We start from the raw sequence: 22,118 nt of genomic DNA on the forward strand, positions 1-22,118 counted from the left end.
ACCGCCCCCATCCGCCGGTTGAGCCGGCACCGACCCCATCTGCTGGTTGAGCCGGCACCGACCCCATCCGCTGGTTGAGCCGGCACCGACCCCATCCGCTGGTTGAGCCGGCACCGACCCCATCCGCTGGTTGAGCCGGCACCGACCCCATCTGCTGGTTGAGCCGGCACCGACCCCATCTGCTGGTTGAGCCGGCACCGAGCGAAGCGAGGAGCCGAGTCGAAGCCACGAAGCCACACCGACCGCCGATCACAACACCACCGATCACAACACCACCGCTGCACATTCCACGAGGAGCCCTGCATGTCCGTACCCGCCCGCAGTTTCCGTCCGACCCGGCTCGCCGCGGGCCTGACGATGACCGCGCTGGCGATGCTCACGGTCGGCGCGTGCTCGTCCGATGAGCCCGCGCCCGCGCCTGCACCCGAGAGCGTGGTCTCGACCACGAGCGCCACCGAGACCAGCAGCCCCGCCACATCCGCGACCACCAGCCGGACGACTGCGTCGCCGTCGCGCGGCTCCGACACCGGGACCGGCGCCGCGTCGACGATGACGTGCGCGCAGTTCCGCGAACTCGACGACGCGGAGCGGGCGGCGGTTCTCACCGAGCTCGACGTGACCGCGAATGTGCAGCAGGTGGCGACCGTGGCGGCGACGGTCTGCCTGAGTCGGCCCGACGACACCATTGCCGCTGTCGTCGCCGAACTGGTCCCGCGCTGATAGTTTCGGCGTCTATGAGCACTCGTCCGTGGACCCTGCTGCACGGCCCGCTGTTCAGCCGCGACAACCCGCTCGACCGCAAGCACGCCGCCCCACGGATCAGCGCCTACATCTACGGCAACATCCTCATCCTCGCCGTCCTCATCCCGCTGCACGTCGAGGACGACTTCGTGGGGATCGCGATCCTCGCCGGCACGGCCGCGTCGACCTTCATCGCGCACGTCTTCGCCGAGGGCGTCTCCCGCCGGGTCTCCGACGGAAAGGTGCAACCGACACGATCAGAGGCGCTCGGCCATCTCCGTGACTCGGTGCCCATCCTGACCTCGGCGCTCCTGCCCTGCGCGATCCTGCTGATCGGGCTGATCGGCTGGATCGAGCCCCGTACCGCCCAGCTCGTCGCCGAGATCGTGATCCTGCTGCGCATCGGCGGCACGGTGTTCGTCATCGATCGACTCAACAACGAGCGGCCAAGCCGCGGAACGCTTCTCAGCTCCGGTGCGGTGACCTTCGTCGCGACTGCGATCGTCGCGATCAAGATCGTCGTCACGCACTGACCGTGGCGTACCTCAGCCGCCCGCGCCCTCGGAGGTGACCGTGAGGATCACCTCGGTGAACTCGGGCCGGCAGATGACGAGGTCGGGCAGGTAGGTGTCCTCGTTGTTGTAGACGAGCGGCGAACCGTCGATCCGCCCGCACCACAGGCCCTTCGCCTTCGCGACCGCGACGGGCGCGGCCGAGTCCCATTCGTACTGGCCGCCGGCATGGACGTAGGCGTCGGCCTCGCCGCGCACGACCGCCATCGCCTTCGCCCCGGCGGACCCCATCGGCAGCACCTCGCCGGCCATGGCCGCGGCCACCTCGTCGGCGAAGGCCGGTGGCCGCGAACCGCTCACGACGACGCGCGGGACACCGGTGCGGGGCCGCGAGGCCAGGCCCTCCACCGGTTCGACGGTCGAATCGTCGTCGAGATAGGTCACCCCGAGTGCCGGGAGCGCCACCGCACCCGCGATCAGCCCGTCGTCGGCCGACCAGAGCGCCACGTGCACCGCCCAGTCGGTACGCCCGCCACCGGGCTCGTAGGTGCCGTACTCGCGCGTGCCGTCGACCGGATCGATGATCCACACCCGCGGCGCCGACAGCCGCGACTTGTCGTCGGCCGACTCCTCGGACAGCACGGCATCCTCCGGCCGCTCCTGTGCGAGACGCCCGAGGATGAATTCGTCGGACCGGCGGTCGCCCTCCTGACCGAGCTCCTTCCCCGTCAGTCCGCTGGAACGCCGGATGTCGAGCAGGAGTTCACCTGCGGCGGTGGCCAGTTCGCCCGCCAGGGCGCGATCGTCGATCACGGGGTTCCTCTCGGTCGGGGTACCGGTGGCACAACAGCGCTCGGCGCCGGGTGGCAGAGCGCACTCACAGACCCAGGTTACGCAAGACGAGGTCGGCGACCTCGGACGGCGGACCGTCGTCGGGCGTGATGAGGAGATCCGGACTCGACGGCCGCTCGTAGGGCGAGTCGATGCCGGTGAACTGACTGATCTCCCCCCGACGGGCGCGGTCGTAGAGTCCCTTCGGGTCGCGTCGCTCGCATTCCGCGAGCGGGGTGTCGACGAAGATCTCGTAGAACGGCAACCCGCGCTCGGCGTGGATCTCGCGGGCCCGCTGCCGTTCGTCGGCGAAGGGGCTGATGAGCGAGACGATCGCCACCGATCCCGAGTCGGCGAACAACGCCGCGACCTCACTGGTCCGGCGGATGTTCTCCCGCCGGTCGTCATCGGAGAAGCCCAGATCCGAGTTCAGCCCGTGCCGCAGGTTGTCGCCGTCCATCAGGTATGCCGGACGCCCCTCGGCGACGAAGCGCCGCTCGAGTTCGACCGCGAGCGACGACTTGCCCGAGCCGGACAGTCCCGTCAACCAGATCGTGGCGCCGCGGTGCGGACGGTGCTCGCGGTCGACCTTCGTCGCCTGCCACACGACGTGGCTGTCGTGACTCACCGGCGCCGTGATCATCCCGGCACCGACGGTGCGATTGGTGGCCTCGTCGATCAGGATGAAGCTGCCCGTGTCCCGGTTGCGGCGATAGGAGTCGAAGGTCACCGGCTCCTGGGTGTGCAGGACGACGCGCCCGATCTCGTTCAGCGACAGTCCCTCTGCTTCCTCGTCACGATGCAGCGAGTTGACGTCGAGGCGGTAGTTGAGCCCGTTCACCTGCGCTCGGGTCAGCCGTGTTCCACACAGCAGCTGATACCTGTTCCCAGGGCGGAGCTCGGCGTCGTCGGCGAACCAGCACACCATCGCGTCCAGATCGCGCCCGACGTACGGACGGTTGTTGGGCCGCGCCAGCATGTCGCCGCGCACGATGTCGATCTCGTCGGCCAGTTCGACGGACACGGCCATCGACGCGAAGGCCTCGTCGACCGGCTGGCCTCCCGGCGCCCAGATCTCGGTGATCGTGGTGCTGAATCCGCTCGGCAGGACAACGATCTCGTCGCCCTTGGCGAGCACCCCGCCGGCGACCGTACCCGCGTAGGCCCGATGGTCGGCACCGTCGCTGCGCTGCGGCCGGATGACGTATTGGACGGGGAGACGGGTGTCGATCAGGTTGCGGTCGGACGCGATGTATACGTGTTCGAGGTGATTGAGGAGCGGCCGCCCCTCGTACCACGGCATCGCCGCGGATTGCTCGACGACGTTGTCGCCGCGCAACGCCGACATCGGGATGAAAGTGAGATCCACGACGTTGAGCTTGGTCGCGAAATCGACGAAATCTGCACAGATCTCGTCGAAACGCTCCTGCGACCAGTCGACGAGGTCCATCTTGTTCACGCAGACCGTCAGATGTGGGATGCCGAGCAACGACGACAGGAACGCATGCCGACGCGTCTGTTCCAGCACACCCTTGCGCGCGTCGATGAGGATCATCGCCAGATCGGCGGTCGAGGCGCCGGTCACCATGTTGCGCGTGTACTGCACGTGACCCGGCGTGTCGGCGATGATGAACTTCCGCCTGGGCGTGGCGAAGTACCGATAGGCGACGTCGATGGTGATGCCCTGCTCGCGTTCGGCACGCAGCCCGTCGGTCAGCAGGGCGAGGTTCGCGTACTCGTCACCGCGCTCGGCGCTGGTGCGCTCGATCGATTCGAGCTGGTCGGTGAAGATCGCCTTCGAGTCGTAGAGCAGCCGGCCGATGAGTGTCGACTTGCCGTCGTCCACCGAGCCCGCGGTCGCCAGACGCAGCATCTCCGTCGCGCCGCCGACGGCGTTGAGGTCGCCCATCAGAAGTAACCTTCCTTCTTGCGGTCTTCCATCCCCGACTCGGAGATCCGGTCGTCGGCGCGCGTGGCTCCCCGCTCGGTCAACCGGGTGACCTCGATCTCCTCGATCACCTTCATCACGTCGTCCGCGCCGGACAGCACACACCCGGTGCACGTGGCGTCGCCGACGGTCCGGAACCGCACGGTCTCGGTCCGCACCTCCTCACCCGGGAGTTCCTGCAGGAAGCGGGTTTTCGCGAGCAGCATGCCGTCGCGCGGGATCACCTCGCGCTGGTGCGCGTAGTAGATCTCCGGCAGATCGATGTCCTCGGCGGCGATGTACTGCCAGATGTCGAGCTCGGTCCAGTTCGACAGCGGGAACACCCGGATGTGCTCCCCTTTGGCGTGACGCCCGTTGTAGAGGCGCCACAGCTCGGGTCGCTGCTCGCGCGGATTCCACGCGCCGAACTCGTCACGGAAGCTGAACACGCGCTCCTTCGCCCGCGCCTTCTCCTCGTCGCGCCGGGCCCCGCCGAACACGGCGTCGAAACGGTTCTCGGTGATCCCGCGCAACAGCGCCGCGGTCTGCAGCCGGTTGCGGCTGGCACCCGGGCCGGTCTGCTCGACGACCCGCCCGGCATCGATGTCGTCCTGCACCGAGCTGACGAGAAGGCGGACCCCGGTCTCGGCGACCACGCGATCGCGGTATTCGATCACCTGGTCGAAGTTGTGCCCGGTGTCGACGTGCATGAGCGGGAACGGGATCGGCGCCGGCCAGAACGCCTTCCGCGCCAGGTGGAACATCACCACGGAGTCCTTGCCGCCGGAGAACAGCAGGACCGGACGTTCGAAGGTCGCGGCGACCTCACGGAAGATGTGGACCGATTCGGCCTCGAGCGCCGCGAGGTGCGAGAGCTCGTACCCGCGATGGTGCGGACGACCATCGGTTGTGGACTCGGTGCGATCCAGACGACGTTCGCCGTCGGCATCGATGGTGATGGCCACCGGAGCAACCCCCTTGACATGTCGAATATTCGACACTAAGTGTTGACAATGTGACACAAACCGTAGGTGACTTCTCTGCCGCGCGTCAACCGGCACGTGCGGCGTCACCGCCCACTGCCCGGGTCGTCCGCATCGTCGAACTCCTCGCGGGCGCCGAGCAGCCGTCGATGACCCTGGCCGAGATCGTCCGTCAGACCTCGATGTCGCGCGCCACCGCGCATGCCGTCGTCTCCGAGCTCGTGGAGTGCGGCTGGCTGATCCGCGACCCGTCGGCAGGCACCTTCGCCGTCGGACCTGCCTTCGTCGGTCTCGTCCGCAATGCCGACGGCGCCGACCACCTCGTTCGCTGGGCCACCTCGGCGGCGCGCGAGCTCTGCGACCGTTTCGCCGTGCCGTCCTTCGTCGCCCGGCGCACCTCGGCGGACGCGGTGACGCTCGCCTCGCACGCCTTCCCGCCCCACGTCGCACCGGAGACCGCGCAACATCCCTGGTTGCGCAACGGCAGCCGCATCCGATTGCGTCCGCCGATCTGCCGAGAGTTCATCGCGTTCGATCCGGACGAGACCCGTTCGAGCTGGATCGCGCAGGCCGCCGAGTCCACCCGGACCCGCCTCCGCATGGTGCTCGACGTCGTCGCCGAACGCGGCTATTCGATCGAGCGGATGACCGACGACCACGTGGCGATGATCGAGGCCCTCAGCTCCCTCGACACCATGTCGGACACCCTGCGGGCGCGGGTCGGCGACCTGCTCACCGAGCTGTCGGTCATCGACTACCTACCCGAGGAGATCGACGCCTGCGCGACCGACGGCACGGGTGTCCCCGTGGTCACGATCGGCGCACCCGTCTTCGACGCCGCCCGGCGAGTGGTCGCGGCGATCGTCGTATGCCCGAACCGGACCCTCGATGTCGACGAGCTCCGCACGCTGGGCGAGGAGACGCGCGCGGCCGCCGACGGGATCTCGCTCCACCTCGGACGAGAAGACAATCGGCCGATCGAATGAACTCGCCGCGCCGAAATCGCCACGAATCGGGCTTTCTGCGGGAAACTGACCGATGATCGCGCAACGCGATCATCGCCACCAGCAAGGGAGTCGAGACATGCCCGGCACGAAGACGATCACCCGGTTGGCCGCCGCCGCCATCGCACTGACCTCGGCCGCCGGTCTCGGGGTCGCAGCCACCGGCGACGCGAACGCGGTGACTCGCGAATACCCGCTGTCCAACTGCGTCGGCGTGAGCCCCAATGTCGTCGACGTCCCGTTCCTGGCGCGTCGCGCCATCGTCAGCACATATGCCGGAAACGCCTACATCGCCAGCGACTTCACCAGCTACTTCCCCGGCGGGTATCAGTCCTCGGCCCGTCTCGACTGGCACAATCTCGCCACCGGCAAGCGCGGTTCGAAGGTCAGCAACGTGCGGGTGAACCCGCCCTATCAGGGCGTCCACTACTTCGTGATCCCCGTCAACCAGATCGGCAAGGGCCGCGTCAACGTCACCTTCGGCGCGGTCAACCGGAACGCACTCTGGAGCATCCCGTCCACGAGTTGCAGCGGGAGCGTCGTCATCTCCTGACCCCGCTCGGGCCACCGATGACTTCCGGCGGCACCCTGCTCCCCAATCTGAAAAGCGACCCCCATTGCCCCCTGAGGAGGCCCGGAGCTTGCGGAGGGCCGTCACGAAGGGTCCGGCGACCGGGTTTGCGAGACCCTTCGTGACGCTCGCAAGCTCGCTCCTCAGGGAGCAGAGAGATCATCGGATGGTTCTCGGCGCCACCACGTTCCGCGAGTTCGTCGAGATGATGCCGGCCGACCCCGAGGGCACCGCCACCGACGAGATCGATGAGTGGCCCACCCTGATGCGCGATGCCCGCGACGGTCATCCGCCGGCCTCGTGACTTCGTCCGGGTGACGATCTTTCCGGTGATCAGCGGCACGAGCGGCACCGAGCCGGTGATCGGCGCGGCCACGGACTTCGACCTCGATCTCGTCGACAGCCGCCTCCTCGACGGCCGGATCCAAGAACTGACCTACCACCCCACACCGCACGCCTGACGCCGCCGATCGCCGTCACCGACTACCAACCAAGCACTTGCTAGGTTAGGCTCGGTGGCATGAGTGACGCCGTCATCCCACCCCCGCTCGGACCCGACGATCTCGGCCCGGACACCTCACCGGTCGCCTACGAGACCGGCGGACCCGAGGGCGCGGTGGCCTATGTGACGCTGAATCGCCCGGAGTACCGCAACGCTCAGAACTCGGTGATGACGTATTCGCTCGACGCGGCGTTCCGCAAGGCCGTCGACGACGCCGCGGTCAAGGTGATCGTGCTTCGGGCCAACGGCAAGCACTTCTCCGCGGGCCACGACATCGGTACGCCCGAGCGCGATTTCGACACCTTCTACGAGAACGCCGCCGTTTTGCACTGGGACCACACCGACAAGACCGGCGCCGATCAGCGTCTCGCCCGCGAGATGGAGGTCTACATGGGGATGTGTCGCCGCTGGCGCGACATCCCCAAACCCCTCATCGCACAGGTTCACGGCGCGTGCATCGCCGGCGGCCTCATGCTCGCGTGGATCTGCGATTTCATCGTCGCCTCCGACGACGCGTTCTTCTCTGACCCGGTCGCGCGGATGGGGATTCCCGGTGTCGAGTACTTTGCCCACGCCTTCGTGCTCGGCCCGCGCCGGGCGAAGGAGATCCTGTTCACCGGCGAACGCTTCACCGCCACGCAGGCAGCCGACTGGGGCATGGTCAACCACGTCGTGCCCCGTGAGGCGCTCGAGACCAAGGTGGACGAGATCGCCGAGAAGGCCGTCGCCATGCCGATGCAGGGTCTGTTCCTGAGCAAGAAGGCCGTCAACATCTGCGAAGACCAGATGGGCCTGCGCAATTCCATGGACTCGGTCTTCGGCTGGCACCACTTCGCCCACGCCGCCAATTCCGAGGCGGGCGGCGACTCGCTCGGCGGCATGGACGCGAAGTCGATGAAGGCGTCGGCATCGACCGGCACCGCAGCGGGATCGGGGAGCTGACGTGGACCTGCTCTTCGACGACGCCGCCGACGCCTTCCGCGCCGAGGTCCGCGCTTGGCTGGCCGATCATGTTCCGCGCGAACCTCTCCCGTCGATGGACACCGCCGAGGGATTCGAGGCGCACCGCGAGTGGGAGCGGACGATGGCCGCCGACCGGATGTCGGTCGTCAGCTGGCCGGAGGAGTACGGCGGCCGCGATGCGCCGCTGCTGCACTGGGTCATCTTCGAGGAGGAGTACTACCGGTCGGGCGCGCCCGGACGCGTGAGCCAGAACGGCATCTTCCTCCTCGCACCCACGCTGTTCGAGCACGCGAGTCCCGCTCAACTGGAACGCATCCTGCCGCGGATGGCCAACGCCGACGACATCTGGGGGCAGGCCTGGAGCGAACCCGAGGCCGGCAGCGACCTCGCGTCGCTGCGGTCGACCGCCGTCCGCACCGACGGCGGCTGGTTGCTGAACGGGCAGAAGACCTGGAGTTCGCGATCGAGCTTCGCCGATCGGGCCTTCGGCCTGTTCCGCACCGACAAGCAGGCGCAGCGCCACAAGGGGCTCACCTACTTCATGTTCGACCTGCGGAGCGAGGGCGTGACCGTCCGGCCGATCGCACAGCTCGACGGCGAGGCCGGGTTCGCGGAACTGTTCCTGGAGAACGTCTTCGTCCCCGACGACCCGTCCGATCCGGGTGAATCGGGAGTCATCGGTGAGGTGGACAACGGGTGGCGGGTCGCGATGAGCACCGCCGCCAACGAGCGCGGCCTGTCGTTGCGCGCACCCGGCCGGTTCCTGGCCACCACCGACCGCCTCGTCGAACTCTGGCGGTCGAACCGGGATGACGTCCCGCCGACGGCGAACACCGATGCGCGCGTGGCGGATGCGTGGATCGGGTCGCGCGCCTACGAACTGTCGACCTACCAGACGGTGAGCCGCCTCGCGGCCGGCGGCGCGCTCGGCATGGAGTCGTCGATCAACAAGGTCTTCTGGTCCCAGTGGGACATCGCCGCCCACGAGACGGCGCTCGACCTGCAGGGTCCCGCAGCCGAACTCGACGATGCGTGGACCGACGGCTACCTGTTCTCGCTGTCCGGACCGATCTACGCGGGCACCAACGAGATCCAACGCAACGTCATCGCCGAGCGACTGCTCGGCCTTCCCCGCGGAGATCGCTGATACCCATGGACTTCCGACTCACCGACATCCACACGGACCTCGCCTCGACGGTGGACGCGATGCTGGGCAAGGCCGACATGCCGACCGCCACGCGCGCCTGGGCGGCCGGCGACCGCGCGGCCGTCGCCAAGGTCTATTCGCAGCTCGCCGATGCGGGCATCAGTGGACTGCTGATCGATGAATCACACGGCGGCAGCAGTGCCGGGGCGGTGGAGATGGTCGTCGCCGTCGAACAGCTCGGACGCCATTGCGCCCCGGGGCCGATCGTCGAGAGCGTGGCCGTGTTGCCGATCCTGCTGCACGACGCCGACGTGTCGGGTCCGCTCAGCGACCTCGCCGAGGGCCGACTGGCGACATGCGCGATCGGCCCCCTCCAGCCACTGGCCGCCGACACCGCCTCCGCCGATGTGTATCTGGTCGACGCCGGCGTGCTCTCGCGCGCGACGGTGCAGAGCACCGAGGCGTCGGTGGACGGCACCCGCACCTTGTCCCGGGTCACCGCCGGGGACGTACTGGCGACCGGGGTCGATGCCTCCGACGCAGCCGACGCGGGTGCCCTGGCCACTGCAGCGCAGTTGCTCGGTCTCGGTCAGGCGATGTTGTCCATCGCGTCGGAATATGCGCAGTCGCGCAGGCAGTTCGGCCGTCCGATCGGGTCCTTCCAGGCCGTCAAGCACCATCTGGCGGACGTGGCGATCGCCCTCGAGATGGCCCGTCCCCTCGTCCACGCGGCCGCCCTGGGCATCGACGGACAGGTGCCGGAGGGCACCGACGTCTCCCGCGACGTGTCCGCGGCCAAGGTCGCGGCCGCCGAGGCCGCCGACCTCTCGGCCCGCCGCTCGCTGCAGGTGATGGGTGCGATCGGCTACACCGCCGAACACGACATCTCGCTGTACATCACCAAGACCCGGGCGCTGCTCAATGCCTGGGGCTCCCCCGCCGTCCACCGCCAACGCATCCTGGAGACGCTGTGACCGTCAGTACCGGCACCGAGAGGCCGGCGATCAGCGCCGAGGAACGGGAGGCACTCGCCGAAGCAGTGCGGGATCTGCTGCGCCGCCGCGGCGATTCGACGGCGGTCCGCGCCGCCATGTCGGCCCCCGGGCGGATCGACTCGAGCCTGTGGCAGACGCTGTGCACCGAGATCGGCGTGGCCGCGCTGGCGATTCCCGAGCAGTTCGGCGGCGCCGGGGCCTCGTGGGCGGAGTCGGCCGCGGTACTCGAGGAACTGGGCGCCGCACTGAGTCCCGTCCCGGCGCTCGGTTCCGCGCTGGCCACCGGCACGATCCTCCTCGCGGCCGACGATGACGCGTCCTCGCGACTGCTCCCCGCCCTGGCCGCCGGTGAACGGACGGCCGCGGTGTGCTGGGCCGGCGAACGCGGCTGGCAGATTCCCGGCGTACGCGCCGACGCCGGACTCCTCTCCGGGACTGCGCACTTCGTCGTCGACGCCGAGTCGGCGGACGTGCTCCTCGTCCTCGCGGCCGGCCCCGGCACGCATGTGACCCTGCACGAGGTGGCCGCCGATGCGGACGGCGTGTCGGTCTCGCCGATGCCCGTCCTGGACCCCACCCGGGCCCTGTCGTCGGTGCGTTTCGACGAGGTCGCATCCACGGCGATCCCGGCACCGGACGATCTCGCGACCCGCCTCCGCGCGCTCGCGTGGGCCCTGCTGTCCGCCGAGCAGGTCGGGGGCGCCCAGCGAGCCCTCGACCTCACCGTCGACTACACCAAGTCCCGCAAGCAGTTCGGCCGCACCATCGGGTCGTTTCAGGCACTCAAACATCGGATGGCCGACATGTACGTGTCGGTGGAGACGGCGCGGTCGATCGCCCGGGCCGCCGTCGCCGCGATCGCCGCCGACGATCCCGATGCCGGTGACCTGGCACTGGCCGCCCACGTATACTGCTCCGACGCCTACCGTCGTGTCGCGGGCGAGGCGATCCAGTTGCACGGCGGGATCGGCATCACCTGGGAACACGACATCCAGCTGTACTTCAAACGCGCTCAGGCGACCTCGCAGATGTTCGGCGCGCCGCACACCGCCGTGGCCGAACTCGCGCGCTCGCTGCGCTGACGCGGTCAGTCCCGCCGGCTGCGTCGGCGGGCGACCGTCCGCTCGATCGGGTCGGTGAGCACCAGCAGCACCAGGGGGAGATTTCCGCTGCGCGGGAACACGATCGCGACGACCAACGCGACCGCCAGGATCAGAAGCGTGCTGACTCCGCTCGACGACGCCGCCCACCGGTTCGTCGCGTCGTCGTCGGCGAGCAGTTCCCGATGTCGACGGCCCCACTCCGCAATCGCGATGAGAGACCCCACGGAGACAGCCAGCACTCCGATGTAGAGAATGTTGGCCTGCTCCACATGCGCGCCGTCGACGAGGGCCGTCGCGAACGGCAGCGCCACGATCGTCAGCAACCAGACGAAGTGGAGATTGATCAGCGTGTGGTCGTAGGCGCGGAAGTACTCCATCGTCTGATGATGCTGACGCCAGAGGATCCAGATGACGGCGAAACTGATGAAGAAGCTGACCAACTCGACCGACCTGTCGGACACCACGTCCGCGACCGACGAGTCCTCACGCAGATCGTTGGCGATGTCGACGAGCGGGAGCACCAGCAGTGTCAGCGCGATCGCGACCACCGCGTCGGCGAATGCGATGAGCCGGCTCAATCCCTCCGGCGACTGTCGGTTCTCCGGTTCTGTCATGCGATGCACTGTAGAGCGCCCGACCGGCCATCGGGTTCAGACGGCGAAGGCCGCCTCGACCGTCGCCTCGTCGAGTCCGTAATCGGCGAGCTGATAACGGTGTTGGGGTTTGCGCGCCCCCGTCTGGCTCTCCTCGTCGAGAGCGGTGACCGCGGCCCGCGCCGCCTCCGACATCGGGGTGTCGAGCGCCGCGTAGACGCGTTCGACGGTGCCCATCGGGTCCGACCGCAGGTCGGTGAAGTCGATGTCCAGGAACTGGGCGGGGTCGTAACGCTTGCGCGCCGCCGAGAACTCCCGGAGTCCGCGTGACCACAACTCGAGCTGGTCCTGGCCGACCTGCGCACCGGTGAACGTCGTCGACCATCCCGGGGTGGCGTGCTCGGCCAGGCTGCACATCGACGCGATCAGGGTGCTGGGCGGCCGGTGCGTCTGGATCACCAGGGCATCCGGATACGCCGCCATGAGCGCGTCGAGCGCGAAGAGATGGCTGGGGTTCTTCAGCACCCAGCGTTTCCCGGGATCGTTGAGCCCGATCAGCTGCAGGTTCTTGCGATGCCGGAGGTACGCCGACGTCCAGTCCTGGCGGCTGAGCCACTGCGAGTAGGTCGGGACGTGCGCCAGTGACTCGTACGAGATCGACATGACGCTCTGCCGGAGCAGCTGCCAGCACTCCTCGACCTCGCCCGCGTCCATGTAGTGCAACCCCATGAACTCGGGGTTCTCGACGTGGTGCAGCTCGAAGCCGGCCTGGATCTGCTGGTACACCGGGTTGTCGGACCAGGTGTCGCGCGGCGGCCGGGGCTGCGGGAACTCCGCCAGCCACATCTCGACGCCCTGATGCGCGGGGTCGGCGGCCAGCAGGCGGTGCAGCGCAGTCGTTCCCGTGCGGGGCAGGCCGGTCACGAAGATCGGCCGGGTCACCTCGACCTCGGCGTACCCGGGGTTCGCCTTCCACGACGCCTCGCTGAGCAGCCGGGCGACCAGCGCACCCTTGAGGAAGAAGCGGAACATCTTGCTGCCCAGCTCGGTCAGTCCCGCCTCGGACCGGTACGACTCGAGCAGGATGCCCAGGGGCTCGAGGTAGTCGGTGTCCCCGAAGTCGTCGAGGCCGGTGGCGCGAGTCGCCGAGGAATGCAGGTCCTCGATCGTGCCGACGTCGGTACGTGCCGCACTAGTCATGGTATTCACCGCAATTCACGTCCAGGGTGTGCCCGGTGATGGCACGCGCCATCGGCGAGGCGAGGAACACGACGGCATCGGCGATCTCGTCCGGCTCCGGCAATCGCTTGAGGTCGGACTTCGACGCCGTCTGTTCGTAGACGTCGTCGGGTGAGATGCCGTACTTCTTGGCGACCTCGCCGAAATACCACTTCAGCTGGTCATCCCAGATGTAACCCGGTGCGACCGAGTTGATGCGAATCCCCTTGTCGCCGAGCTCGGAGGCCAGCGACTGCGACATCGCCAGCAATGCCGACTTCGCGATCTTGTAACTGCCGTAACGGGGTTCGGAGTGCCGGATCACCATCGAGTTGATGTTCACGATCGAGCCGTCGGCCTCGGCCAGCGCTCCGGTGAACGCGCGGATCACACGCAGCGTGCCCAGCACGGTGACGTCGATACTGCTCGCGATCTGGTCGAAGTCGGTGCGGGACAACGGCTTCATCGACGGGAGTGCGAAGGCGTTGTTGACCAGCACATCGGCTCGGCCGAACTCGGCGACGGTGGTGGCGACCAGGTTGTCGACGGCGGCGTCATCGGTGATGTCGGCCGGGACGACCAGACTGGTCCCGCCGGCCGCGTCGATCTCGGCGGCAACCTCTTTCAGGCGCGATTCCGTACGGGCGGCGAGGACGACCCGCGCGCCCTCGGCGGCCGCACGCAGGCAGATCGAGCGCCCCAGTCCCGGACCGACGCCCGAGACCACGACCACCTTGTCGGCCAGCAGACCCCCCTGCGCGCTCATCCCAGCATCCTCTCGGCGAAGGCACGCTGACGTGCCGCGATCCGTTCCGCCCAGCCGTCGGCGTCGATCCGGTTGTGGTCGAGGTGCGGCAGATGGTCGGCCACGTCATCGAAGGCGACGACCTGCGCGGTCGGACCCAGGTCCGGACCGATCGGCGAATCGCTGCGCTGCCAGCGGAATTGCAGGATGCCCTTCGACCGGCCGGTCGTCTCGATCCAGTTGGCGACGCCCGGATCGCGATGCGACACCACCATCCGGATCATGCCGTCCGGATCGACCTGCGCCTGAGCGGAGTTCAGGCTGGTCTGGTGGTTGACGTAGTCCAGCGAGATGTACCACATGCTGCCGAGCTGGAAGCCCTGGTACGGGGCGTCGGACCGCGGGATGGTGATGACCATCGCCTCGTCCGGACCGAGCCGGAAATGACCGACCGAGGAGAACTGCGTACTGAGCCCGCCGGGGGTCTGCCGCGGCTCGGTGAAGGTGTTGACCGGCTCGTCGAGGTAGAACCACTTCGGAAAGTTGAACCAGGTGTTGATGCGGGCCGTCAGCATCTTGCCCGCCGTCGCGTACCGGCGCGACACCCGTGCCAGGTCCGGCTCCGCCGGCGCGGTTCCGACGGTGTCCACCCGTTCGATGGTGATCGATCCCTTGCGTTCGGACCAGTCGGAGTAGACCTCGCGCACCGCGAGCATCGAGGCGCCCTCGCCGAGCGGGAAGTAGTCGTCCGGCGCGTCCGGGATGGGCGGGCCGAAGGTCAGTTCATACGAGCCGTCGGAGGCGATGGTCAGTCGGCGGTCGTCGAAGGCGTCCTCGCCGCCCGGCACCGACGACGCCGTGTAGTCCCCGCGCAGCACCTGAAAGCTCAGATCCGCCGTGCTACCGCGGCGGCCGCGCACGCGGTATGTGCCGGTGGGCTCGACGTCGGCGTGGTAGTAGAGCGTGTCCGGGTTGTCCAGGCCCATCTTCGTCGACGGCCCGGTGGACGTCACGAAGTTCGGGTGCGACAGAGACCGGGCTCGCACCAGCTGGACGATCGCGGCGATGCTGCCCGCGAGGTAGTCGTAGCCCTCGGCGAGGTCCTGGTCGGTCTCGGCGAAGTCGGCCGACGCCACCAGCCTCTCGGCCTCCGCGATCGCGTCCAGGAGCGGCTGCGTGACCAGTGGTGGTGCGGAACTCGCCGTGTCGGTGCTTGTCGTATGGGTGCTCGTCGCGTCGTCGACGGTCATAGCCAGGTGTCCCCGCCCGTCCATGTCAGGAAATTCTCCAGCTCTGCCTGTGCGGGCGTGACCCGCGGGTGTTCGGTCGACAGGTAGCCGCCACGGTAGAACAGCAACGGCTTGTCCTGCAGCACTTCTCCGAGGGTCAACGCACGCCCGATGACGATGTGGTGGTCGCCGCCGTCGGTGACGCTGTCCACGTCGCACTCGACCCAGGTGAGTCCGTGACGGATGACCGGAAGGCCGGCCGGCGACGGGTCCCAGGTGATGTTCGCGAACTTGTCGTCACCGGGGGCGCCGAACGCCGCGCTGACGTCCTGCTGCCGGTTCGACAGCACGTTCACGCAGAACTTGCCCGTCTTCTCGATCACCTTCCAGCTCCGGGAGGTCTTCATCGGGCAGAACAGCACTAGTGGCGGGTCGAGCGACAGCGCGGCAAAGGACTGGCAGGCGAAACCGACCGGCTTGCCCTCGTCGTCGAGCGTGGTGATGACGGTGACCCCGGTGCAGAACTGGCCCATCGCGGTCCGGAACTGGCGGGAATCGAAGTCGGCGGACCCGTATGGCGACCGCGGTTGCTGGGTCTGGGCGTCCGAGGGCATCTCAGCCCTTGAACCCGACGCTGAAGTCATGCCCCCACAGACTCACGGCCGTGCTCTCCCGGGCGATCCACTCGTCGTCTTTCACGGTTCTTCCCTCACAGCCGAACTCGACGTCGAAGCCGCCGGGCGTCTTCATGTAGAAGGACAGCATCAGGTCGTTGACGTGGCGGCCGAGAGTGGCCGACATCGGCACCTTCTTGCGCAACGCCCGGTCCAGACAGAGCCCGACGTCGTCGGCGTTCTCCACCTCGACCATCAGATGCACGATGCCGGTGCTGTTCGGGATCGGCAGGAACGCCAGCGAGTGGTGCCGTGGATTGCACCCGAGGAACCGCAACCACGGCACCTCGTCGCCCTCTTCGCGGCCGACCACCTGCGGAGGCAACCGCATCGAGTCGCGGAGCTTGAATCCCAGTACGTCCCGGTAGAACTCGAGTGCGGCCTTGTCGTCGGAGCAGGTCAGTACGACGTGGCCCAGGCCCTGTTCCTCGGTGACGAATCGGTGCCCATACGGGCTGACCACGCGCCGGTGCTCCAGCGCGGCGCCGTGGAAGACCTCGAGGGTGTTGTCCGCCGGATCGTCGAAGACGATCATCTCGGCGACGCGACGGTCGGCGATCTCCTCGTCCTTGCCCTCCCGGAAGACCACCCCCGCACGTGCCAGGCGATCCCGGACATTCTGCAGCTCTGCGGCATTCGCGACCTCCCAGCCGGCGCTCGCGAGCCGGTCGTGCTCGGACGGCACGATGACCAGCCGGGCGGGGAAGTCGTCCATCCGGAGATACAGGGCGCCCTCGGTGAGACCGGAACCCTCGATCATGCCGAGGACCTTGAGGCCGTAGGTCCGCCACGCCCCGATGTCGGTGGCCTCGATCCTCATGTACCCCAACGAGCGGATCGGACTGTCACTCATCTGCTGACTCCTGTTGTGTGCTCTTGCCGGCGGTGCTGACCAGGCCCTTCGAGACGCCCTCCGCAAGCTCCGGGCTCCTCAGGGAGCAGGGGACGCGCCTCCACCTCCCTGAGGAGCGAGCTTGCGAGCCTTGGCCCCTGCTCCCTGAGGAGCGAGCTTGCGAGCCTTGGCCCCTGCTCCCTGAGGAGCGAGCTTGCGAGCGTCACGAAGGGTCACACCATCGTGTCGCCGATGGGAATCCCGAACTCGCCGTTGCCGAATGCGACGTAGGCGCGTTCGGGGTCGTTCGCTGCGTGCACGCGTCCGGCATGGGCATCGCGCCAGAAGCGCTGGATCGGCGTCCCGTTCTCCAGGGCGTGTGCGCCCGAGTTCTCGAAGAGCCGGTCGATCGCGGCGATCGCCCGTCCGGTCGCGCGCACCTGGTCGCGCCGGGCGGACAGGCGCAACTCCATCGGGATCTCCTCGCCGGCGAGGATGAGGTCGTACTCGGCCTGCAGGTTGCCCGACAGCTGACGCCAGGCGGCGTCGATGTCGCTGGCGGCCTCGGCGATCCGGACCTTGGCGAACGGATCCTCCTTGGCCTTCTCGCCCGCGTAGGCGGCCCGGACCCGCTTGCCCTGATGCTCGACGTGGGCGCGGTAGGCGCCATAGGCCATCCCGACGATCGGTGTCGCGATGGTGCTGGGATGAATTGTGCCCCAGGGCATCTTGTACACCGGCGCGGTGTTGCGCTCCAGGCCCGGACTCTGCCCCATCGACATCGTGCGCATGCTCAGCATGCGGTGCCGGGGCACGAACACGTCCTTGACCTCGATGGTGTTGGACCCGGTGCCGCGCAGGCCGACGACGTTCCACACGTCCCTGATCGTGTAGTCCTCGCGGGGGATCAGGAAGCTGACGAAGTCGACGGGCTTGCCGTTCTTGATGACCGGACCCCCGACAAAGACCCAGTCAGCAGTCTCGCAACCCGACGACCACGCCCACGAACCATTGACCTTGTAGCCGCCGTCGACGACCTCACCCATACCCATCGGCGCGTACGACGACGAGATGCGGACGTTGGTGTCCGAACCCCATACGTCTTCCTGTGCCTGCTGATCGAACAGCGCGAGGTGCCAGTTGTGCACGCCGATGATGCCGGAGACCCACCCGGTGGACCCGCACGCCGACGCGATGCGGCGGACCGCTTCGTAGAAGGTGACCGGGTCCACCTCGTAGCCACCCCACTGCTCGGGCTGCAGCAGCCTGAAGAAGCCTGCGGTCTCGAGGCTCGACACGGTCTCGTCGGGGATGCGGCGCAGATCCTCGGTCGACTGCGCGCGCTGCTCGAGTTCCGGGAGCAGGACGTTGATCTTCTCCAGGACCTGCTCGGCGGCTTCGCTCCGTTGTGCTGGCATCTCGCCTGCTCCTACTCGTCTCTCCCTCGACCGGCACGCCGGCCGCTGTAACCATCGAGTTCGAGATTAGAACACGTTCTCATTTCTGTCGAGCACTGCGACTTTATGCCCATGTACAGGCCCGATCGCCCTCGAAGGAGGCGATCGGGCTGACAAATCTGAAACGTGTTCTAGTATTGGGTACAGTTCTTCGACGCGACACGAGCCACAGACAGGAGAGGGCACATGTCTTCAGGACCCGAGACGATGACCCCGAGCAGCCCCGGTGCGCCGAGCGCAGCCGCCGCCTCCGACGGGGCGGACGTGGGCATCCGGGAGATCGACACGGGTGCGCCACCCACCCGCTTCGCGCGGGGATGGCACTGCCTCGGACTGCTCGAGGAATTCTCCGACGGCAAGCCCCACTCGGTCACGATCTTCGGCACCAAGCTGGTGGCCTGGGTGGACACCAAGGGCGAGGTCAACGTACTCGACGCCTTCTGCCGACACATGGGCGGCGACCTCTCCCAGGGCAGGCTGTCCGGCGACAACGTGGCGTGCCCGTTCCATGGCTGGCTGTGGAAGGGCAACGGACGCTGCGCCGGCGTGCCCTACGCCAAGCGCAATCCGAAGCTCGCCAAGACCCGCTCGTGGCCGTCGATGGTCCGCAACGGCCAGGTCTTCGTCTACAACGATCCCGAGGGCAACCCTCCCCCGGAGGAGTGCATCATTCCCGAACTCGAGGAGTTCGGGTCCGACGAGTGGACGCCGTGGACCTGGAACCGCATCGTCATCGAAGGGTCCAACTGTCGCGAGATCATCGACAACGTCGTCGACATGGCGCACTTCTACTATGTGCACTTCGCACTCCCGGACTACTTCAAGAACGTCTTCGAGGGTGAGATCGCGGCGCAGTACATGAATTCGCATGGCCGGCCCGATGTCACCCTCGGCACCAACTACGGCGACAGCCGCCTCGAATCGATCGCGGCGTATTACGGGCCGTCGTACATGCTGAATCCGATGATCCAGTACTACGGCGGATATGCCGTGGAGACCATCCTCACCAACTGCCACTACCCCATCGACGAGAACTCCTTCGTCCTGATGTACGGCGTGATGGCCAAGGTCCCCGAGGGCCTGACCGCCGAGCAGGCGTCGAAGATGGCGACGAAGATCAGCGCCGGCGTCGAGGTGGGCTTCCTGCAGGACGTCGAGATCTGGAAGAACAAGACCCGTATCGACAATCCCCTGCTCGTCGAGGAGGACGGCCCGGTCTACCAGCTCCGCCGCTGGTACGACCAGTTCTACGTCGACAAGGCCGAGGTCACCGACGAGATGACCGGCCGGTTCGAGTACGAGATCGACACCTCCAAGGCCCTCGAGAGCTGGAACGAGGAGATCCAGGAGAACCTGCGTCGCCAAGAGGCCGAGAAAGCGACCGAATCCGCGGCCTCGGACTCCGCCGACAAGGCCGAGGTCTGATGATGACCCGGGCAGCAGGGGTTCGCGTGGGTTCCGACCGTTGGGCCAAGGCGCCCGACTTCCACGACGATCCGGACCGGCTCGCCCGGGTTCACGAGGCCACCCGCCGCGACCGCGAGCACTATCTGCAGGGTGGGATGCGCGAGATCGAGTGCCGGGCGTGCCACGCCTGCGTGCTCGTGAAGAAGACGAGTTCGTTCCACACCAGCGTGCAGTGGAACGCCGACGCCCGGGAGCGCTGCCTCGGCCTCGAGCAGATGCGCGCCGGCGGCGACGGCGGGAACGGCGAGACGGGGAACGGCCCGCTGCTCCCCGGCGCGATGATGCCCACCTGTGCCCGATTGTCGGCGAGTATCGACCACGGGGTCACCGAGGGCATCATTCCTGCCGAGTCCCCCGCCTCGGATCCCGACGGCTACTGGTGACATCGGCGCCGGCAATTAACCAGAGCTACAGCACCATTAGTTAACACAAGCCTCAGGCATCACAGCGGTCACACCTTCGTCACACCTGGGGAACGACGGGCGACACGCCGGGCCACCTCGGCCAAGCTGTCGTCATGTCCGTACCGATGACGCGTGCCACGCGCGTGACCTGCACCATCGCACTCACCGCCGCGCTGTCGGTCGGTGTTCCGCTCGCCGGCTCGCCACTCCTCGACACCGGTCGTGCCGCGGCCGCGGGATCGTCGGACTCCTCCGGGTCGGTTCACGTCTACCTGCCGGTGCCGACCACCGTCGGCCTCAACGCACTCGGGGCGGCGATCACCCAGATCGGCAAGCCGTACAAGTGGGCCGGCGTCGGCCCGCATTCGTGGGACTGCTCCGGGCTGGTGCGGTGGGCGTTCTACACGACCGGCGTCCACCTCCCCCGGACCAGCCAGCAGCAGGCGAAGGTCGGACACGCGATCCCGTTCCGGGCACTCGCACCGGGCGACATCATCATCTTCGGCCGCGACGCCGGGCACGTCGGCATCTACGCCGGCGCGGGCCGCGTGTTCAACGCCTACGGCCCCAACGGCGTCCCGATCGGCTTCACGAAACTGAAGAACATGGGCTACATCAAGACGATTCGTCGGTTTGGCTGAGCGTCGGGCGCGGCCACCACGTCGTGAGCACCCATCCCACGACGACCACCAGCAACAGGGCCGCGACCACGACGGTCCCGATCAGTCCGTAACCGGCCTGCATCGCGGGCAGGTCTGCACCCAGCGCCTCCGACACCGAGTCGGAGAACAATTGCGCGGCAGGGTCACTCAGCACCCTAACGCCGACAACCAGTGCGACGATGGACGCGAGCCCGATCACTCCGATGGCGGACGGCCGGAGTCGGGCACGCCACCAGCCCAGGGCCGCGACGACGGCGATCACCGCCCCCGCCACGACCACGCTCAGACCCGGCCGGTCCGTCTTGTCCTCGAAGAAGAACGCGACGTCGTCGTCGCTGGCCCCCAGGATCTTGACGTGTCCCAACCCGGTGATCGACGGTTCCACACCTTCGTCGGTCCAAACCCACTGGACCTGCGCGAGCAGGACCAGTAGCAGTCCGCCGGCCAGCATCACCGGCCACGCCGTGGTGCGAAGTCGTTCGACGGTGGCCGAGTGCGTCGTCATCCGACCAGCGTGCCATGGCCCATCCCGGTGGATATGAGTCGACTCTCCCCCAACGCGGTCCGCGACCGATGAGTTTGCGCGACCCTGTCGGTCAGAAGTGTGTCGACGAGCAGTTGCCCAGCACATTGTGCGGAACAAGGAAGAGGACACAGAAAATGGCAGAGTATGCGGCCCCCTCGGGGGCACCGATCTGGTTCGACCTGATGAGCAGTGACACCGCGAAGGCCGAGGAGTTCTACGGCGCGATCTTCGGCTGGGAGGCCGAGGCTCCCGACGAGGAGTTCGGCGGCTACCGCAACCTCCTCAAGAACGGCAAACGTGTCGCGGGGCTGAGCCCGGTGATGGAAGGCGCCGGACCTCCCGACATCTGGACGGTGTACCTCCACACCGAGGACGCCGACGCCACGGTGAAGGCAGTCGAGGCGGCGGGTGGCTCGATCATGGTGCCCCCGATGGCCATCGGCGAGGAGGGCACGATGCTGATGGCCTTCGACACAGCGGGCGCGGCGATCGGGTTCTGGCAGCCGGACAAGCACAAGGGTTACTCCGAGTTCGGCGACCACGGCACGCCCTACTGGTTCGAATGCCAGAGCATGGACTACGCCAAGTCTGTCGACTTCTACCGGACCGTGCTCGGCGCGCGCATCGAGGAGATCGGTACCGGTGGCGACCCGGATGCCGTCGGGCCCGACAACTACGCCCAGATCTACTACGGCGAGACGTCGTACGCGGGCATCATGGACTCGGTCAAGCTCTTCCCCGCCGGGGTGCCGTCGTTCTGGCAGATCTACATCACCGTCGACGACGTGGCCGCCACCGTGAAACAGGCCGAGTCACTCGGCGCCGAGATCCTCATGGCCGGCGAGGACACCCCGTACGGCACGCTCGCGGCGATCAAGGACCCGATGGGCGCCCTCATCTGTCTGGGGCACCCGCCCGCCGGCATGTGAGGCCAGGCCTCGGTAGGACTCACGCGACTCGCGCATGAGTCCTACCGAGCAGCTCAGCGGCGGCCACAAAGGTTCATCACGCCGCAACGAGACGGCCAGCGAC

General features: G+C 67.7%; 25 protein-coding genes. 14 read left to right on the forward strand and 11 right to left on the reverse strand.

Annotated features, from left to right (window positions below; all coding sequences use genetic code 11):
* The first annotated feature begins 303 nt into the window (after positions 1-303).
* A complete protein-coding gene (locus tag AB4Z55_RS23085; RefSeq protein WP_101820924.1) occupies positions 304-720 on the forward strand; it encodes a hypothetical protein in 417 nt (138 codons plus the stop codon).
* 14 nt (positions 721-734) lie between these two features.
* Positions 735-1,274, forward strand: a complete 540-nt coding sequence (locus AB4Z55_RS23090; RefSeq protein WP_369520626.1) for a hypothetical protein — start codon at positions 735-737, stop codon at positions 1,272-1,274.
* 12 nt (positions 1,275-1,286) lie between these two features.
* Here the strand turns inward: AB4Z55_RS23090 and AB4Z55_RS23095 are convergent, their stop codons facing one another.
* The 3 genes from AB4Z55_RS23095 to cysD form a co-directional block, all read right to left on the reverse strand.
* Positions 1,287-2,066 carry a 3'(2'),5'-bisphosphate nucleotidase CysQ gene (locus AB4Z55_RS23095; RefSeq protein ID WP_369520627.1) on the reverse strand — a complete coding sequence of 260 codons (780 nt, stop codon included), beginning with the start codon at positions 2,064-2,066 and terminating at the stop codon, positions 1,287-1,289.
* A 64-nt stretch (positions 2,067-2,130) separates the two neighbouring features.
* Positions 2,131-3,993, reverse strand: coding sequence for an adenylyl-sulfate kinase (gene cysC / locus AB4Z55_RS23100; protein WP_369520628.1), 1,863 nt, complete (start codon positions 3,991-3,993; stop codon positions 2,131-2,133).
* Complete coding sequence (gene cysD, locus AB4Z55_RS23105; protein WP_354560836.1) at positions 3,993-4,940, reverse strand: sulfate adenylyltransferase subunit CysD; 948 nt, start codon at positions 4,938-4,940, stop codon at positions 3,993-3,995. Before cysD ends, cysC begins: the two co-directional genes overlap by 1 nt.
* 86 nt (positions 4,941-5,026) lie before the next feature.
* On the opposite strand from cysD, the gene AB4Z55_RS23110 reads away from it, so the two are divergent.
* From AB4Z55_RS23110 to AB4Z55_RS23145, 8 genes are all read left to right on the forward strand, one after another.
* On the forward strand, positions 5,027-5,980 hold the full coding sequence (locus tag AB4Z55_RS23110; RefSeq protein ID WP_354560637.1) for a helix-turn-helix domain-containing protein: 954 nt from the start codon (positions 5,027-5,029) through the stop codon (positions 5,978-5,980).
* A gap of 97 nt (positions 5,981-6,077) precedes the next feature.
* Entirely contained in the window at positions 6,078-6,551 is a 474-nt protein-coding gene (locus tag AB4Z55_RS23115; RefSeq protein WP_354560638.1) for a hypothetical protein, read from the forward strand.
* 184 nt (positions 6,552-6,735) lie between these two features.
* Positions 6,736-6,873: a hypothetical protein gene (locus AB4Z55_RS23120; RefSeq protein WP_354560639.1), complete on the forward strand. Its 138-nt coding sequence runs from the start codon at positions 6,736-6,738 to the stop codon at positions 6,871-6,873.
* Complete coding sequence (locus AB4Z55_RS23125; RefSeq protein WP_354560640.1) at positions 6,842-7,030, forward strand: hypothetical protein; 189 nt, start codon at positions 6,842-6,844, stop codon at positions 7,028-7,030. The genes AB4Z55_RS23120 and AB4Z55_RS23125 overlap by 32 nt, the downstream gene beginning before the upstream one ends.
* 59 nt (positions 7,031-7,089) lie before the next feature.
* The gene (locus AB4Z55_RS23130) at positions 7,090-8,013 is read left to right on the forward strand and encodes an enoyl-CoA hydratase (RefSeq protein WP_239400092.1); all 924 of its coding nucleotides are present in this window, start codon (positions 7,090-7,092) and stop codon (positions 8,011-8,013) included.
* Position 8,014: 1 nt separating this feature from the next.
* Positions 8,015-9,181, forward strand: coding sequence for an acyl-CoA dehydrogenase family protein (locus AB4Z55_RS23135; protein WP_354560642.1), 1,167 nt, complete (start codon positions 8,015-8,017; stop codon positions 9,179-9,181).
* Positions 9,182-9,186: 5 nt separating this feature from the next.
* The gene (locus AB4Z55_RS23140; protein WP_354560644.1) at positions 9,187-10,155 is read left to right on the forward strand and encodes an acyl-CoA dehydrogenase family protein; all 969 of its coding nucleotides are present in this window, start codon (positions 9,187-9,189) and stop codon (positions 10,153-10,155) included.
* Positions 10,152-11,258 carry an acyl-CoA dehydrogenase family protein gene (locus AB4Z55_RS23145; RefSeq protein WP_354560646.1) on the forward strand — a complete coding sequence of 369 codons (1,107 nt, stop codon included), beginning with the start codon at positions 10,152-10,154 and terminating at the stop codon, positions 11,256-11,258. Before AB4Z55_RS23140 ends, AB4Z55_RS23145 begins: the two co-directional genes overlap by 4 nt.
* A 5-nt stretch (positions 11,259-11,263) precedes the next feature.
* On the opposite strand, the gene AB4Z55_RS23150 is transcribed toward AB4Z55_RS23145, so the two are convergent.
* From AB4Z55_RS23150 to hsaA, 7 genes are all read right to left on the reverse strand, one after another.
* A complete protein-coding gene (locus tag AB4Z55_RS23150) occupies positions 11,264-11,893 on the reverse strand; it encodes a TMEM175 family protein (RefSeq protein ID WP_369520629.1) in 630 nt (209 codons plus the stop codon).
* Positions 11,894-11,929: 36 nt separating this feature from the next.
* Positions 11,930-13,072, reverse strand: a complete 1,143-nt coding sequence (locus AB4Z55_RS23155) for a sulfotransferase (protein WP_248644693.1) — start codon at positions 13,070-13,072, stop codon at positions 11,930-11,932.
* The gene (locus AB4Z55_RS23160) at positions 13,065-13,856 is read right to left on the reverse strand and encodes an SDR family oxidoreductase (protein ID WP_239400100.1); all 792 of its coding nucleotides are present in this window, start codon (positions 13,854-13,856) and stop codon (positions 13,065-13,067) included. The genes AB4Z55_RS23155 and AB4Z55_RS23160 overlap by 8 nt, the downstream gene beginning before the upstream one ends.
* Positions 13,853-15,085, reverse strand: a complete 1,233-nt coding sequence (locus AB4Z55_RS23165; RefSeq protein ID WP_369520630.1) for a hypothetical protein — start codon at positions 15,083-15,085, stop codon at positions 13,853-13,855. The genes AB4Z55_RS23160 and AB4Z55_RS23165 overlap by 4 nt, the downstream gene beginning before the upstream one ends.
* A complete protein-coding gene (gene hsaB / locus AB4Z55_RS23170) occupies positions 15,082-15,678 on the reverse strand; it encodes a 3-hydroxy-9,10-secoandrosta-1,3,5(10)-triene-9,17-dione monooxygenase reductase subunit (protein ID WP_004023128.1) in 597 nt (198 codons plus the stop codon). The genes AB4Z55_RS23165 and hsaB overlap by 4 nt, the downstream gene beginning before the upstream one ends.
* Before the next feature lies 1 nt (position 15,679).
* On the reverse strand, positions 15,680-16,591 hold the full coding sequence (gene hsaC, locus AB4Z55_RS23175; protein WP_369520631.1) for an iron-dependent extradiol dioxygenase HsaC: 912 nt from the start codon (positions 16,589-16,591) through the stop codon (positions 15,680-15,682).
* 212 nt (positions 16,592-16,803) lie between these two features.
* Positions 16,804-17,988, reverse strand: coding sequence for a 3-hydroxy-9,10-secoandrosta-1,3,5(10)-triene-9,17-dione monooxygenase oxygenase subunit (gene hsaA, locus AB4Z55_RS23180; RefSeq protein ID WP_369520632.1), 1,185 nt, complete (start codon positions 17,986-17,988; stop codon positions 16,804-16,806).
* Positions 17,989-18,213: 225 nt separating this feature from the next.
* On the opposite strand from hsaA, the gene AB4Z55_RS23185 reads away from it, so the two are divergent.
* The 3 genes from AB4Z55_RS23185 to AB4Z55_RS23195 all read left to right on the forward strand — a co-directional run bounded on the left by AB4Z55_RS23185 (position 18,214) and on the right by AB4Z55_RS23195 (position 20,539).
* A complete protein-coding gene (locus AB4Z55_RS23185; RefSeq protein WP_369520633.1) occupies positions 18,214-19,452 on the forward strand; it encodes a Rieske 2Fe-2S domain-containing protein in 1,239 nt (412 codons plus the stop codon).
* A gap of 2 nt (positions 19,453-19,454) precedes the next feature.
* On the forward strand, positions 19,455-19,877 hold the full coding sequence (locus AB4Z55_RS23190) for a hypothetical protein (protein WP_248644690.1): 423 nt from the start codon (positions 19,455-19,457) through the stop codon (positions 19,875-19,877).
* A 134-nt stretch (positions 19,878-20,011) separates the two neighbouring features.
* On the forward strand, positions 20,012-20,539 hold the full coding sequence (locus AB4Z55_RS23195) for a C40 family peptidase (protein WP_369520634.1): 528 nt from the start codon (positions 20,012-20,014) through the stop codon (positions 20,537-20,539).
* On the opposite strand, the gene AB4Z55_RS23200 is transcribed toward AB4Z55_RS23195, so the two are convergent.
* The gene (locus tag AB4Z55_RS23200; protein ID WP_369520635.1) at positions 20,514-21,065 is read right to left on the reverse strand and encodes a hypothetical protein; all 552 of its coding nucleotides are present in this window, start codon (positions 21,063-21,065) and stop codon (positions 20,514-20,516) included. The two genes, AB4Z55_RS23195 and AB4Z55_RS23200, sit on opposite strands and share 26 nt — an antisense overlap.
* A gap of 155 nt (positions 21,066-21,220) precedes the next feature.
* On the opposite strand from AB4Z55_RS23200, the gene AB4Z55_RS23205 reads away from it, so the two are divergent.
* Positions 21,221-22,015, forward strand: a complete 795-nt coding sequence (locus AB4Z55_RS23205) for a VOC family protein (protein ID WP_369520636.1) — start codon at positions 21,221-21,223, stop codon at positions 22,013-22,015.
* The last annotated feature ends 103 nt before the right edge of the window (positions 22,016-22,118 follow it).

It is taken from the genome of Gordonia sp. ABKF26 (genome assembly GCF_041103195.1).
Taxonomy (GTDB): domain Bacteria; phylum Actinomycetota; class Actinomycetes; order Mycobacteriales; family Mycobacteriaceae; genus Gordonia; species Gordonia terrae.

Coding starts and splice junctions, on each gene's coding strand:
- AB4Z55_RS23150 (WP_369520629.1), bottom strand. CDS start 11,893: ATGACAGAACCGGAGAACCGACAGTCGCCGGAGGGATTGAGCCGGCTC.
- hsaB (WP_004023128.1), bottom strand. CDS start 15,678: ATGCCCTCGGACGCCCAGACCCAGCAACCGCGGTCGCCATACGGGTCC.
- AB4Z55_RS23085 (WP_101820924.1), top strand. CDS start 304: ATGTCCGTACCCGCCCGCAGTTTCCGTCCGACCCGGCTCGCCGCGGGC.
- AB4Z55_RS23120 (WP_354560639.1), top strand. CDS start 6,736: ATGGTTCTCGGCGCCACCACGTTCCGCGAGTTCGTCGAGATGATGCCG.
- AB4Z55_RS23200 (WP_369520635.1), bottom strand. CDS start 21,065: ATGACGACGCACTCGGCCACCGTCGAACGACTTCGCACCACGGCGTGG.
- AB4Z55_RS23205 (WP_369520636.1), top strand. CDS start 21,221: ATGGCAGAGTATGCGGCCCCCTCGGGGGCACCGATCTGGTTCGACCTG.
- AB4Z55_RS23165 (WP_369520630.1), bottom strand. CDS start 15,085: ATGACCGTCGACGACGCGACGAGCACCCATACGACAAGCACCGACACG.
- AB4Z55_RS23155 (WP_248644693.1), bottom strand. CDS start 13,072: ATGACTAGTGCGGCACGTACCGACGTCGGCACGATCGAGGACCTGCAT.
- hsaA (WP_369520632.1), bottom strand. CDS start 17,988: ATGCCAGCACAACGGAGCGAAGCCGCCGAGCAGGTCCTGGAGAAGATC.
- hsaC (WP_369520631.1), bottom strand. CDS start 16,591: ATGAGTGACAGTCCGATCCGCTCGTTGGGGTACATGAGGATCGAGGCC.
- AB4Z55_RS23090 (WP_369520626.1), top strand. CDS start 735: ATGAGCACTCGTCCGTGGACCCTGCTGCACGGCCCGCTGTTCAGCCGC.
- AB4Z55_RS23115 (WP_354560638.1), top strand. CDS start 6,078: ATGCCCGGCACGAAGACGATCACCCGGTTGGCCGCCGCCGCCATCGCA.
- AB4Z55_RS23195 (WP_369520634.1), top strand. CDS start 20,012: ATGTCCGTACCGATGACGCGTGCCACGCGCGTGACCTGCACCATCGCA.
- cysC (WP_369520628.1), bottom strand. CDS start 3,993: ATGGGCGACCTCAACGCCGTCGGCGGCGCGACGGAGATGCTGCGTCTG.
- AB4Z55_RS23160 (WP_239400100.1), bottom strand. CDS start 13,856: ATGAGCGCGCAGGGGGGTCTGCTGGCCGACAAGGTGGTCGTGGTCTCG.
- AB4Z55_RS23130 (WP_239400092.1), top strand. CDS start 7,090: ATGAGTGACGCCGTCATCCCACCCCCGCTCGGACCCGACGATCTCGGC.
- AB4Z55_RS23190 (WP_248644690.1), top strand. CDS start 19,455: ATGACCCGGGCAGCAGGGGTTCGCGTGGGTTCCGACCGTTGGGCCAAG.
- AB4Z55_RS23125 (WP_354560640.1), top strand. CDS start 6,842: ATGCCCGCGACGGTCATCCGCCGGCCTCGTGACTTCGTCCGGGTGACG.
- AB4Z55_RS23185 (WP_369520633.1), top strand. CDS start 18,214: ATGTCTTCAGGACCCGAGACGATGACCCCGAGCAGCCCCGGTGCGCCG.
- AB4Z55_RS23140 (WP_354560644.1), top strand. CDS start 9,187: ATGGACTTCCGACTCACCGACATCCACACGGACCTCGCCTCGACGGTG.